The organism is Sinomonas sp. R1AF57, assembly GCF_002224485.1.
Classification (GTDB): Bacteria; Actinomycetota; Actinomycetes; order Actinomycetales; family Micrococcaceae; genus Sinomonas; species Sinomonas flava.
In genome coordinates, this window is record NZ_CP022463.1 from 3167010 (window position 1) to 3180010 (window position 13001).

Below are 13001 nucleotides of genomic sequence, written 5' to 3' on the forward strand. Positions count from 1 at the left end.
AGAGGCTGCGAACTTATTAAATCCAACGTCTTGACTTACTTGGACCGCGCGCCTACCTTAGTGATATCGGCCTCTCAGGTCGAGACTCACGGGCAGGCCGCAAGGCCGGCGCCCAGGCCGGACCGCTGGGGGAACGGCTGCTTCGCGGGACCACGGCTCGCCCCGTTCGGGGAGGCGAGACGGACCCGCCGAAGCCACAACAGCTCCACGCACCCTTCAAGAACCGCGCGTTCTGCAGGACCGCCTGCTCAGAACCGCACCGTAGGGGCGCACGGTTGTGCGCCCAGAGGAAAGAGCCCCCACGATGACCACCCTGCACTCCTCCCTCAGGCATGCCGTCCTCGCGGCCTTCGCCGCTCTCGCCGCCCTGAGCCTTGCCCTCTTCGGCCCCAGCGCCCAGTCCCCCGCCCGAGCGGCCTCTGCTTCCGATGCGGAGAAGTCGGTCGTGTACCTCTACGTCCAGTTCGACGGCGAGGTGAAGGTCCCCTTCAACTCCGGCACCGAGACGTACACCTCGAGCATCCCCGCCGGCTGCACCGGCTGGTTCGCCAGCTCGCAGGCCCACATCGTCACCGCCGCGCACTGCGTCGAGAAGAGCGACGACATCAAGCTCGCCATCCTCAAGAACGTCATGCAGCAGCTCGGGATCAGCGAGTACCTGCAGCGGGCACGGGACGAGAACTGGGCGACCGTGACCAACGTGACCGTGCGCGCCTACCAGCCGCAGGGCGTCGACGGCGCCGTCCCCGCGCTCCAGAACACCGGCCTCACCGCCCAGCTCATCGACGCGCAGACCTTCGCGAACGGCGACCTCGCCCTCCTCAAGATCGCCGACCTCGCCGGGACCACCCCGCTGACCATGGCCCAGAAGTCGCCGGGCACCGGCGAGCGCGTGACAGCGGTCGGCTTCGCCGGCTCGGTCACCGACGTCAGTGACGCCTCGCGCCAGCGCGCCTCGTTCAAGACCGGCACCGTGTCCTCCCGCCAGGTCACCACGACGGGCGTCCCCGTCACCGAGATCGACGCCGCGGTCACCAACGGCATGTCGGGCGGCCCCACGATCGACAACGACGGCAACGCCATCGGCGTCAACAGCTTCAAGCCGCGCGGCGAGTCCCAGGCCTTCAACTTCGTCACCGACACCGAGGCCCTGAAGACGTTCCTGACCCGCAACGGCGTGACCCCGGTCGTGCAGACCCCTTCGGCCACCGCCGCTCCGAGCACGGCAAGCACGACGGCGCCCGCATCCTCGGGCGACAGCCTGCCTCTCTACCTCACGATCGGCGGCGCGGCGATCGTGATCCTGGGCCTCGGCGCCACGCTGTTCATCGTGATGGGCAAGCGCCGCCGGGCCTCGGGCCCCTCCGCCCAGACGGCCGTCGCGGGACCTGTGGGCCAGTTCCCCGGGGCGCAGGCTCCGCAGTACGCCGCCGGCCCCGCCCAGCCCGGGACGCAGCAGTTCGCGGGGACGCAGCAGCAGGCCTCCGGGACGCAGCAGTTCGCCGGGACGCAGCAGCAGGCCTCCGAGCAGTACGGCGCCCCGCAGTACTCCGAGCAGCAGTACGGCGCCCCGCAGCACCCGGAGCAGCAGCCCGCCGCACCCGCGACGACGGTCCCGACGGGCTTCCAGCCCAGCCAGGGCCAGCACCCGCAGGCGCAGTACCAGTCGGCCCAGCACCCGCAGGCGCAGCAGTACCAGGCGCAGTACCAGCCCAACCAGTACCCCCAGCCGCAGTACCAGTACCCCGAGGTCCAGCAGCCCGGGCCCTACCAGACGGGCCAGGACCAGCGGCCCCAGGCCCCGACAGCCTGAGCCGTCGCAACATGACCCGCAGCAACACTGACCCGCCGCAACACTGACCCCAGCGGCCAGAACCCGAGCGGCCGGCACCTCACCCGAGGCGCCGGCCGCTCGCCGTCGTGCGCGGGAATACCCGCCGGATAATTGAATGTTCAAGCAATCATGGACTTTGGCATCTTCACGTTCGGCGAGCTCACCCGCGACACCTCGGCCAGCCCCGGCGCCCTCACCCGCTCGGCGCGGCAGCGCACCGAGGAGACCATCCAGCTGGCCAAGCTCGCGGACCAGGCGGGGCTCGACGTCGTCGGGATCGGCGAGCACCACCGGCACGACTTCGCGTTCTCCGCCCCCGAGGTCGTGCTCGCGGCGATCGCGCGCGAGACCGAGCGTATCCGGCTCACGACGGCGGTCACGGTCCTCTCCACCGCGGACCCGGCGCGCGTCTTCGAGCAGTTCGCGACACTGGACATCGTCTCCGGCGGCCGCGCCGAGATCCTCGCCGGCCGCGGAGTGTTCCCTGAGTCCTTCCCGCTCTTCGGCTACGACCCCGCCAACTACGACGCCCTCTTCGAGGACAAGCTCGAGCTCCTGCTCGAGATGCGCGAGCACGCCACCGTGACCTGGCCGCCCGCGGACGACGGCGAGTACCCCTCCCGCCCGCGCGCGCACCACGCCCTGCGCGACGCGGCCCTCTCCCCCCGACCCGTCCAGGAGCGGATGCCGATCTGGCGCGGGGTGGGCGGGACGCCGTCGAGCTTCGTGCGGGCGGGGCAGGCAGGGGTGCCGCTCTTCCTCGCGCTGCTCTCCGGGCACCAGCACTTCGTGCGGCTCGTCGAGCTGTACCGCACCGCCGGGGCGCAGGCCGGCCACGCGCTGTCGTCCCTCAGGGTGGGGACGGGGAGCCACTTCTTCGCCGCGCGCACCTCCCAGGAGGCCCGCGACACCTTCTACCCGCACTACGCGAGGTACATCGAGCAGAACATGCCGCGGCCCGCCGGCGAGTTCCCACGCGAGCACTTCGACGCGTGGGCCGGTCCCGGCGGCGGCCTGCTCGTGGGAAGCCCCGCCCAGATCACGGAGCGGATCCTCGCCACGCACGAGGCCCTCGGCACGGACCGGTTCATGGCCCAGGTCGGACTGGGGACGCTGCCGTTCGCCGAGACGGCATCCTCGATCGAGCTGCTCGCAACCGAGATCGTCCCGGCGGTGAAGAAGGCGATCGCCGAATAGGGACGGTGGAGGCGGCCGCTAGCCTTGACGGCATGACTCCACGCGGCGCAGGCCGGTTCGCCCCGAGCCCCTCCGGGGAGCTCCATGTCGGCAACCTCCGCACGGCGCTGCTCGCGTGGCTGTTCGCCCGGTCCACAGGCCGCCGCTTCCTGATGCGCATCGAGGACCTCGACCGGGCCCGGGCGGGCGCCGAGGAGGTCCAGCTGAGGGACCTCGCCGCCGTCGGGCTCGACTGGGACGGCGAGGTGGTGCGCCAGACGGAGCGCGGCGCGCTGTACGACGACGCGATCGCCCGCCTCACCGACGCGGGCCTCACCTACGAGTGCTACTGCACGCGCCGGGAGATCCAGGAAGCCCCGAGCGCTCCGCACGCGCCGCAGGGCGCGTACCCGGGCACGTGCCGCGACCTCACCGAGGGCCAGCGCGCACGACGCCGCGCGGAGCGTCCCGCCGCCGTCCGGCTTCGCGCGGGGGTCACAGAATGGGCCGTGACGGACGCGCTGCATGGGCGGTACGCGGGGCTCGTGGACGACTTCGTGCTGCGGCGCAACGACGGTGTGGTCGCGTACAACCTCGCGGTCGTCGTGGACGACGCCGCGCAGGGAATCGACCAGGTGGTCCGCGGCGACGACCTCCTCTCCTCGGCGCCGCGGCAGGCCTATCTCGCCGGGCTCCTCGGGGCGCACGTGCCCGAGTATGCGCATGTGCCGCTCGTCCTCAACCCCGCCGGACGCCGCCTCGCCAAGCGCGACGGCGCCGTGACGCTGGGTGCGCTCGCGGCCGCCGGGGTGTCCGCGGAGCGCGTGACGGGGCTCCTGCTCGCCTCGGTTGGCCTGCCCGCCTCGCTCCCGGAAGCCCTCGCGGCCTTCACGACCGACGCGCTGCCCCGGGACCCCTGGGTCCTCGACCCCGGGGAGCTGACCTCCAGGAGGTGACCCCCAGAAGGTGACCCCCAGATTCCGTCTGAGAGTCACCACCTGAGAGTCATTGCCTGCGGGTCAGGCCTGCATCGTGAAGCGGGCCGCGGTGAGGTTCCTGGCCAGGGGCGCGCGGTAGAGCGCACGGAAGGCCGCATTCCGGGCCGCCATTAGCGGCGGCGGGAGGGGGCGGCCGAGCGCCATGTTGAGCCTGGCCTGCCGGGCCGCCGCCGCGGCCGCGGCCAGCCTCCCGCGCTCGGCCGCCGCCCAGAGCTCGGGCCAGCCGTCCGCCTGCCCGGGGTCCCGGCGGCGCTCCCGCACGTCCGCTGCAACAAGGGGCGCGAAGGCCTCGGCATCGAGCCATCCGAGGGTCATTCCCTGCCCTCCGATCGGGCTGACCTCGTGCGCGGCGTCCCCGACGAGCAGCACGGGCCCTTGGCGCATCCTCGCGGCGAGCCGCTCCGCCACCGTGAAGGCGCTCAGCATGGTGCACGACGCCGTGACCACCGTCTCCCCCGTGCGCTCCCCGATGACCTGCGCGAGCCGCTCGGGGCTCGGAGCCTCCTCGGGCGCGTCGAGGTGCGCGACCCATCGCCGCACTCCACCGGGCAGCGGGAAGGATTCCACGATCCCCTCCGGTTCGAGGTGCAGCACGGCCCGTGTCCCGTCGCCGGTCGTATCGGCGAAGTCGCCCATGAGGTACGCATCCGGGAGCGCCCGCTCGCGCACCGGGATGGCGAGCGCCGTCCGCAGCGGCGACCGCGCGCCGTCGGCCGCGATCACCCAGGCGCCGTGGAACGCCTCCCCGGTCGCGGTGCGCACGACGGCGCCGCCTTCCGCGCGTTCGACTGCAGCCGCGCGCACGCCTCGCCGGAGCGCTCCCGGGACGACCGCGGCAAGCCGGGCCTCGAGCGCCTCCTCGGTGCGCCACTGCGGGACGGCGAGGACCCCGGGGTTGAAGCCCACGCGTGCCACGTCGCGCCCTCCGGAGCGCGCCACACCCTCGCCGATCAGCACCCCGGCGGCCGCGAGCCCCTCCGCGATGCCGGCCCTGCCGAGCACGCGCAGTCCAGGCGGGTGGATGCCGATGGCGCGCGAGTGCCGGCCGGGCTCGTGGCGCGCCTCGAGCACCACGACGTCGACCCCCGCCTGCGCGAGGAGCACGCCGAAGCAGAGCCCGACGGCGCCGCCGCCGACGATGACGGCCTCGTGCGACTCGTGCCCCACCGCCGGCCCGGCGCCTAAGGGAGGACGCGGGTCAACAGTGCGGTCTCGACCGTGAGGCCCGGCCCGAACGCCATCGCACAGATCCGCTCGGCGCCGGCCCGCTCGGCGTTGGCGCCCTGCCCCGGGCCCGGTGGCAGGTTCAGGATGCGGTCGAAGACGAACATGACCGTGGCGCTGGACATGTTCCCGTACTCCCGCAGGGTGTCCCGCGCGGGCGCGGCCTGCTCCTCGGACAGCCCCAGCCGGGTGACCACCTTGTCCACGATGCTGCGGCCGCCCGGGTGGATCGCCCAGTGCTCGATCTCGGCGTGCGGCCGCCCGGCCAGGGCCGCGTCGCTGGCCAGGAGGGGTTCAAGGGCTCCGGTGATGTGGTCGTCAATGATGTGCGGGACATAGCTGCCGAGGACCATCTCGAAGCCCTGGTCGCCGATGTTCCACGCCATCGTCTCCTCGCCGACGGGCGTGAGCGTGGTCTCGAACGCGTCCAGGCTCAGGGCGGGCCGCGTGAGCGGGAGGTCCCGCGCGGTCACGACGGCGGCTGCGGCACCGTCCGCGAAGAGCGACGCGCCGAGGATCGTGTCCGGGTCATTGGAGCTGCGCACGTGCAGCGAGCACAGCTCCACGATGGCCACGAGCACGACGGCGTGGGGCTCGGCCTCGCAGAACGCCTTGGCCATGCGCAGGGCCGGGAACGCGGCGTAGCAGCCCATGAAGCCGAGGTGGAAGCGGCGCACGGACGGGCTCAGGCCGAGGTCGCGGACGATCCGGTAGTCCGGGCCGGGGTTGAAGAAGCCCGTGCAGGAGACCGTGACGACATGCGTGACGTCCTCGGGCCCGATGCCGTCCGCGGCGTCGAGGGCCCGCCGGGCCGTCTCGGTGAACAGCGGGGTGGCCTCGCGGACGAAGAGGTCGTTGCGGGTCTTGGTGCTCGGGTTGAGGATGGCGCCGGTGCCCGGGTCGAAGAAGTCCGGCTCGTGGTCCGGCTGGTCCCACGAGAACTCGCTGACCGCCGAGTGGCGCGTGTCGATCGCGGAGGCATCGAAGCACGCGGTCACGAGCCGCTGTCCGAGCCGGGTCAGGCCCTCCTGCGCGGCGAAGACGTCGCGCGCCTCGGGCTGCTTGAGGACGGTGGACGGGACGGAGGTCTCAAGGGACCTCATCAGGACGGCCATGCGTCATCCTCTCTAGGGCAGGGGCGCCGGGGCAAGGGGTGGGTGCGTCTCACGTGACGAGGATCTGGGTGGCACTCTCCTTCAGCTTGCCGTTGGCCCACCGCATCTGCCGCAGCGTCTCCGGGTGGCACCGCTCGGCAAGCCCGAGCAGGTCCCGGTGCTTGATGCCCTGGGCGGCCTGCGCGAGCAGTTCCCAGTCCACGGAAACGCCGGCGGCCTTGATGTAGACCTCCCGCAGGTCCCGCAGGAGCAGGAGCGCCGGCGAACCCATGCGCCCGATGAGCTCGCTGCCCTTCTCCCTGACGGCGTCGACGGGGCCGTGCTTGGTCCCCGCCTCCGGGTCCAGGCCGTCCTGGCCGTAGTCCTTGGCGATCTCGGCGATGTCGCGGACGTGCTGCTGGGACCACCGGGCGAGGTCCAGGCCGAGGTGGTAGATCTCGTGGTCCACCTTGTGGCGCTCCGAGACCTTCAGCAGCTCCCGCGCCAGCTCCGCTTCCGAGCGGTGCAGCTCCTCCAGGGCGAGTCCGATCTTCATCGCGTCGCTCCGATCCTCGGTGCCGGTGAGGGGCCGTCGGCGTCGGCGACCTTTGCGATCCGGGCCGCGGCGGTCTTGAAGATGGGCTGCTTGGAGCACGCGTCCCAGTCGGTGATCGTCAGCTCGTTCGCGGCGCGGCCCACGTCGTCCGGGGCGTGGCCGCCCTCCGTGTCCCAGTAGCCGTAGTGGAAGGGCACGAACACCACCCCGGACCGGATCGCCGTGATCCTGGCCTTGGCGCGCAGCGATCCCCGCGGGCTGCTGACCTCCAGGAGGTCACCTTCCGCCAGACCCAGCGCCGCGGCGTCGTGCTCGCTGACCTCCACCCACACGTCCGGGGCCGCCGCCTGCAGCTCGGGGGCGCGGCCGGTCTTCGTGCGGGTGTGGAAGTGGTAGAGCGTGCGCCCCGTAATGAGGATGAAGGGGAAGTCCTCGCTCGGGATCTCGTGGGGCGGCATGTAGCCCGCGGCCTTGATGACGGCCTTGCCCGTCGGGTTCAGGGCCCTGTACTCGGTGGGCTCCACGGGGGCGCCGGTGATGAGGTCGCGGCCGTAGCTCTCGCAGTACTCCGGCGCGCTGAAGAACTTTCCGTCCTCGTAGAGGCGCTCCGTGCCCTCGGGATGCTCGTCGTTGCAGGGCCACTGGATGCCGGAGCCGCCGCGCAGCTTCTCGTAGGTCATGCCCGTGTAGTCGCAGGGCCGGCCACGGGTGCACTCCTTCCAGGCCTCGAACGCCGACTCGGCGTCGTGCCACTTCACGAGTGGCGCGCCGTCCTTGTCCTTCAGGCCCAGCCGGTGCGCGTAGTCGATGAAGATCTCCAGGTCCGCCTTCGCCTCGCCCGGCGGGTCGACGGCCTTCTCGGACAGATGGACCGTGCGGTCCACATTGGTGAAGGTGCCCGTCTTCTCGCCCCACGTCGCGGCGGGGAGCACGACGTCGGCGAGCTGCGCGGTCTCGGAGAGGAAGATGTCCTGGACCACCACGAAGAGCCGCTCCTGGGCCAGGATCGAGCGGACGCGGGGGAGCTCCGGCAGCGAGACGGCCGGGTTGGTGCCGCTGATCCAGAGGAGCTTGATCGAGCCGTCCTCGGCGTAGCGCATCATCTGCATGACGTGCGTCGGCGGGGAGTAGTGCGGGATCTCCATCGGGTCCACGTTCCACACCCGGGCGAGGTCCTTGATGTGCTCGTCGTTGGACCAGTTGCGGAAGGCCGGGAGGTCGCCGTCGCCCCCGCACTCCCGGGTGTTCTGCGCGGTGGGCTGGCCGTTCATCTGGAGGATCCCGCAGCCCGGCTTCCCGAGCATGCCGCGCACGATGTGGATGTTGTTGACCTGGACCGAGGCGGCCGTGGCCTGGTTCGACTGGTAGAAGCCCTGGAGCACCGTGGACAGGAGCCGCTCGGCCTGGCCGATGATGGCCGCCGCCTCGCGGATCTGCTCGGCGGGGACGTCGCAGATGTGGGCCGCGACCTCGGGAGGGTAGTCCTTCACCCGCGCGGCAAGCTCGTCGAAGCCGACGGCATGGGCCTCGAGGTAGGCATGGTCCACCCAGTCGTTCGCGAGGATCTCGTGCAGGAGGCCGTTCATGAGGGCGACGTTCGTCCCCGGCAGCGGGGCCAGGTGCACCGTGGCGTGGCGTGCGACCTCGGTCGGCCGCGGGTCGACGCAGACCAGCTTGGGCGGGTTCGGCCCTTCGAGCCGGTCGAGCATGCGCATCCACAGCACGCTCTGGGTCTCGGCGACGTTGTGCCCGTACAGGCAGATCGCATCGGCGTGGTCGATGTCCGTATAGGAGCCGGGCTGGCCGTCGCTCGCGAACGACTCCTTGAGCGCCTCCGCCGCCGTCGCGGTGCACAGGCGCGTGTTGCCGTCCACGTGGTTGGTGCCGATGCCGCCGTGCGCGACGATCCCGAGCGTGTAGTACTCCTCGGCGAAGAGCTGGCCGGTCGTGTAGAAGCCGACGGCACTGGGCCCCTGGTCGGCGAGGAGCTGCTGCGTGCGCTCCACGATCCGCCCCATGGCGGTGTCCCAGTCCGTCTCGACCAGCCGGCCGCCCTCGCGGATGAGGGGACGGGTCAGCCGGTCCGGCGAGGCATTGGCCTGCCATCCGTACAGGTCCTTCACCCCGAGGCGGCCGTGGTTCACGCGGTCGGCCCCCCGGCCCCGGACGCCCACGATGCGGTCGTCCTTGACGGCGATGTCCATCGCGTCGCCGTTCGAGTGGAGGATCGAGGCGCTCTGCACCCAGCGGTCCACGTCCTCCGGGCTCAGGCCGTCGGCGAGATGCATGTCAGTCCGTTGCGGCCACTGCTCCCCCGGCCCATAGGGGGTGCGGGCCCCCCACGGTTCAGCGATGCGCTCCTTCGCGGTCATTCGGACTCCCTCCGGCTGAACACGGCGGGCGCGCCCCGCGGCGCAGGGCAGAGGTCGGCTCGCCGTCTCAGTCCTTCCCGCAGTCCGGCGGTTCAACCTTTCCCGTGCACAGGGGCGAGCCGGAAGGATGGAGGGCGCGCTAGAGGACGCCGGCGGCCTCGAGCTGCTCCGCGAGCCCTGCGCCGTCGGGGGCCGAGGCCCAGGTGACGTCCGGGCGCGCGGCGACCCCGCCGCCGTCGTGCGTCGTGCCGCCGGAGAAGACCGCCTGGCCCGGGGAGAGCTGCCGGATCGCGACCGCTGCCACCGAGTCCGGGTGCTCGGCCGCGAACTCGGCGTAGATGGCCTCGTCGTGCTGCCCGTTGTCTCCCACGAGGAGCCAGCGGATGCCGGGGAACTCGGCGGCGAGCCGCTCGAGGTTCTCGCGCTTGTGCTCGCGGCCCGAGCGGAACCAGCGGTCCGGGGTCATGCCCCAGTCGGTGAGCAGGAGCGGGCCCGCCGGGTAGAGGTTGCGGCCCAGGAAGCGCTGCAGCGTGGGCGCGGCATTCCACGGGCCGGTCGAGAGGTAGATGACGGGGGCGGCGGGCTGCTCGGTCGCGAGCCGATCGAGGAGCACCGCCATCCCGGCGGTCGGGGTGCGGGCCCGCTCGCTCAGCACGAACGTGTTCCACAGGGCGAGGAAGGGGCGCGGGAGGGCCGTGACCATGACCGTGTCGTCGATGTCCGAGACGATCCCGAACCGCGTGTCCGGCGCCACGACCCGCACCTGCGCGACCGACGCCTCCGCGCCGTCGGCGCTCATCCGCACGTCGTGCCAGCCCGGCTCGAGCTCGACGTCCACCATCGCATCCACCACGCCGCCGGAGTCGGCACGCACGACGGCGCGCGTCGCCCCGATCTCGACCGTCACGTCCGCGTCCTGGATCGGCACCGACGTGAACGACACCCAGCCGCGGAAGTTGTTGAACGTGTCCTGCGTCCCGTGCAGCCCGGGACGGGCGTACATGACCCGGCCGAGGACGCGCACGCGCTCGGTCGTCCCGTAGCCGCGGTAGGCCACGACCTGCGCCACATAGTCGCCGTTCCTCGCCTGGCGCGTGCGGAGGCCGTTCCATGCCTGGCCCAGCCTCTGCGCGAGACGGAAGAGGGGCTTGAGGCGGGGGGTCCCGGCGCGGTCCGCGGCGGCGTCGGCATCGGCGTCCCGGGCGACGGCGTGGGTGTGCTGCGCTGTCATGGTTCCACTCTCCCACGCAGGAAGGGCCCAGCTCACCTTCAGCACCTCCCGAGGCCCATCGGGTACAGGCCCCTCAGGCCCGTGCGAGCTCGTCGATGTCCTCCAGGAACGCGGCCGCGACCTCCTCGCTCACGGTCGTCTTCGTCTCCCCGATGGCGTCGACGTAGTCCTGCGTGGTGGGGCCCCGCCTGGCCGGCACCCCCGCGCCCTCCGCGAGGGGGCCGGCGTCGTGCGCGGTCGGCTCGGTGCCGGCACCGGCGGTGGCGCTGGCGCCGCCAGCACCGGCGGCGACGGGCACGGGCTCGGACTCCCCCGCATACACGGCCTTCTCGAGGGCGCGCTGGGACGCCGACCGCGCGGCGAACTCGATGTCCGCGGGCGAGAAGCCCTCGGTCAGCCCGACGAGCCGCTCGACGTCCACCTCGGCTACGACGGCCTCGGGGATGAACCGCTCCCACATGCTGCGCCGCGCCTCGGCGTCCGGCAGGCCGATCGGGATGACGTAGTCGAAGCGGCCGTGGCGCAGGAACGCGGAGTCGAGGGCGCGGATGAAGTTGGTCGCGCACACGAGGAGGCGGCCGGGCTGCTCGCGGAAGGCCGGGATGATCTTGAGCAGCTCGTTCGTGACGCCCTGGTTGGGGCTCGGAGGGTCGCCGGCGCGGTGGGAGGCGATCTCCTCGACCTCGTCCAGGAACACGACCGCGTGCTCGAGCTCGGCGATCTCCGTGAACGTGCGCCGCAGCGCGCCCGCGAGGCCCTCCGCGTCGCCGGCCAGGCGGGACGGGAACACCTCCACGAACGGCCACTCGAGGCGGGAGGCGATGGCCTTCGCGAACGTCGTCTTGCCGGTCCCGGGCGGGCCGAAGAGCACGACGGCGCGCGGCGGCACCACGCCGAACTCGTCGGCCAGCTCGGCCTCGGCCAGGGGAAGGACGAGCCGGCGCTCGAGGAGCTGCTTCTCCCGCTTCATGCCCGCGACCCTGTCCCACAGGTCCCGTGGTAGGACCCGGCCGCCGAGCTGGGCGAGGGGCTCGAGCTCGGTGCGCGCCACCGGGATCTGGCGCTCGAAGAAGCGCAGGTTCTGCACGTCCTTGAACCCGCGCGAGAGGAACGCCTCGAGGCGCGTCTCGGTGTCCGGCATGAGTGCCGAGAGCTTCGTGAGGCCCAGCGGGGCCATCCGGTTCTCGAGGGCGGCGAGGAGTGCCGTGCCGATGCCGCGGGAGCGCCACTCGGGCAGGGTCGCGAGGAACACGATCCAGCCCTGCTCGTGCGCGGCACGGCCGACCGCGGCGCCCACCACATCGTCGCCGTGGAGGGCCACGACCGCGACGTCCTTCTGGCAGCTCGCGAGGACCTCCGAGAGCGAGTAGACCGGCTCGATGCCCGACGCCGTCATGGCGCTCCACAGGTGGAGGATGCCGTCGAGGTCCGAGGGGTGGAAGTCCCTGATCCGCCACGTGGTCATGGGCGTGCTCCTTTGCGCTGTCCGTGTGCCCTGTGGGCGCTGCAGCGAGTCTATCGGCGGGCCGCCTGCGGGCAGGTCGCGGGGACGTTGCGTGACGGCCCGCTCCGGTTCTGCCCAGGCCGCGCTACCGGAGCCAGACGCCGCCGGCCGCGGCCCCGAGCATCGTCAGGACGGCGCCGGCGGCCCATGTGAGCCGGCGCAGCTGCGCGCCCATCACCTCGGAGTGAAGGGCGCCGAAGGACATCCGCGTCGCCGAGGGGTCGTCCGCGGGGGCCTGCCGGTGACCCCACGTCGCGGGCTCCGCGGCAGCGGCGGCCAGCCGCGCGGCGTCGTCCGCGGCGAGGGCCTCCGCCTGCCGGGTGAGCCAGCGGCGCAGCTGCGAGTCCGTCACGACCGCGGCGCCCTCGGGGAAGCGGCGGATCGTGAGCCGGCGGGGCGCCACGAGCACGACGGCGGCGCGCACCGGCACCTCTCGGCCCACCGCGGCGGTGAGGGCGGCGGCGACGCGCTTCGCCTCGTGCGCGGAGTTGCGCAGGTACCGCTCGTGCTGGCCGTTGACCAGGAGCACGCTCCCGGCAACCCACACGTCCTTGCCGGCGTGGTTCTTCGTGTTGAGCGTGATGACGCCGCCGGGGCCGATGACGAGGTGGTCGATGTCCGCCCCGCGCGACCCGACCGGGAGCGAGTGCAGGACGTGCCACTCGGGGCCGAGCTTCGCGAGGGCCTTCGCGACGCGCATCTCCCCCACCGCGCCCGCGTACCAGCTGCGCGCCTCGGGGGCGAGTGGGTTCGCGCCGAACAGCCGCGCGAGCGGCCTGCGCCGGGGCGTCCCCGCCTGCAGCCGGAGAGTCTCTGCCATGACGGCCTGTCCTGCGACGCGCGCCCTGAGCGGGCCGGTCATGAAGTCCACGGTGGTCCCCCTTCGCCGTGCCGGGCAGCGCCCCCATGACACGCCCTGGGGATCAGGGTAGCGGGAGGCCCGGGCGGGCGGGAGGGGCCGGGCGGGCGGGAGGCCCGAGCGGGCGGGGAGGGCGCCGGGGGATGACGCCAC

The 13001-nt window shown here is 72.7% G+C and carries 10 protein-coding genes; 3 read left to right on the top strand and 7 right to left on the bottom strand.

The genetic code is table 11. From position 1 onward, the window contains the following. Window positions 1–304: 304 nt before the first annotated feature. The 3 genes from CGQ25_RS14550 to gluQRS all read left to right on the top strand — a co-directional run bounded on the left by CGQ25_RS14550 (window position 305) and on the right by gluQRS (window position 3966). On the top strand, window positions 305–1813 hold the full coding sequence (locus tag CGQ25_RS14550) for a serine protease (RefSeq protein WP_208710570.1): 1509 nt from the start codon (window positions 305–307) through the stop codon (window positions 1811–1813). Between the two features lie 150 nt (window positions 1814–1963). Then, complete coding sequence (locus tag CGQ25_RS14555; RefSeq protein ID WP_208710571.1) at window positions 1964–3031, top strand: LLM class flavin-dependent oxidoreductase; 1068 nt, start codon at window positions 1964–1966, stop codon at window positions 3029–3031. Window positions 3032–3063: 32 nt separating this feature from the next. Beyond that, entirely contained in the window at window positions 3064–3966 is a 903-nt protein-coding gene (gene gluQRS / locus CGQ25_RS14560; RefSeq protein ID WP_208710572.1) for a tRNA glutamyl-Q(34) synthetase GluQRS, read from the top strand. Window positions 3967–4029: 63 nt separating this feature from the next. On the opposite strand, the gene CGQ25_RS14565 is transcribed toward gluQRS, so the two are convergent. The 7 genes from CGQ25_RS14565 to CGQ25_RS14595 all read right to left on the bottom strand — a co-directional run bounded on the left by CGQ25_RS14565 (window position 4030) and on the right by CGQ25_RS14595 (window position 12851). Then, window positions 4030–5175 (bottom strand): NAD(P)/FAD-dependent oxidoreductase, encoded by a 1146-nt coding sequence (locus CGQ25_RS14565; protein ID WP_208710573.1) that lies wholly within the window; start codon window positions 5173–5175, stop codon window positions 4030–4032. Window positions 5176–5189: 14 nt separating this feature from the next. Beyond that, window positions 5190–6347, bottom strand: coding sequence for a type III polyketide synthase (locus CGQ25_RS14570; RefSeq protein ID WP_208710574.1), 1158 nt, complete (start codon window positions 6345–6347; stop codon window positions 5190–5192). A gap of 49 nt (window positions 6348–6396) precedes the next feature. Beyond that, window positions 6397–6882: a hypothetical protein gene (locus CGQ25_RS14575; RefSeq protein WP_208710575.1), complete on the bottom strand. Its 486-nt coding sequence runs from the start codon at window positions 6880–6882 to the stop codon at window positions 6397–6399. Further along, window positions 6879–9254, bottom strand: coding sequence for a molybdopterin oxidoreductase family protein (locus CGQ25_RS14580; RefSeq protein ID WP_208710576.1), 2376 nt, complete (start codon window positions 9252–9254; stop codon window positions 6879–6881). The genes CGQ25_RS14575 and CGQ25_RS14580 overlap by 4 nt, the downstream gene beginning before the upstream one ends. A 139-nt stretch (window positions 9255–9393) precedes the next feature. After that, on the bottom strand, window positions 9394–10485 hold the full coding sequence (locus CGQ25_RS14585) for an App1 family protein (RefSeq protein ID WP_208710577.1): 1092 nt from the start codon (window positions 10483–10485) through the stop codon (window positions 9394–9396). A gap of 73 nt (window positions 10486–10558) precedes the next feature. After that, complete coding sequence (locus CGQ25_RS14590; RefSeq protein ID WP_208710578.1) at window positions 10559–11950, bottom strand: ATP-binding protein; 1392 nt, start codon at window positions 11948–11950, stop codon at window positions 10559–10561. Between the two features lie 124 nt (window positions 11951–12074). Beyond that, window positions 12075–12851 carry a nuclease-related domain-containing protein gene (locus CGQ25_RS14595; protein ID WP_255405800.1) on the bottom strand — a complete coding sequence of 259 codons (777 nt, stop codon included), beginning with the start codon at window positions 12849–12851 and terminating at the stop codon, window positions 12075–12077. Between the last annotated feature and the right edge of the window lie 150 nt (window positions 12852–13001).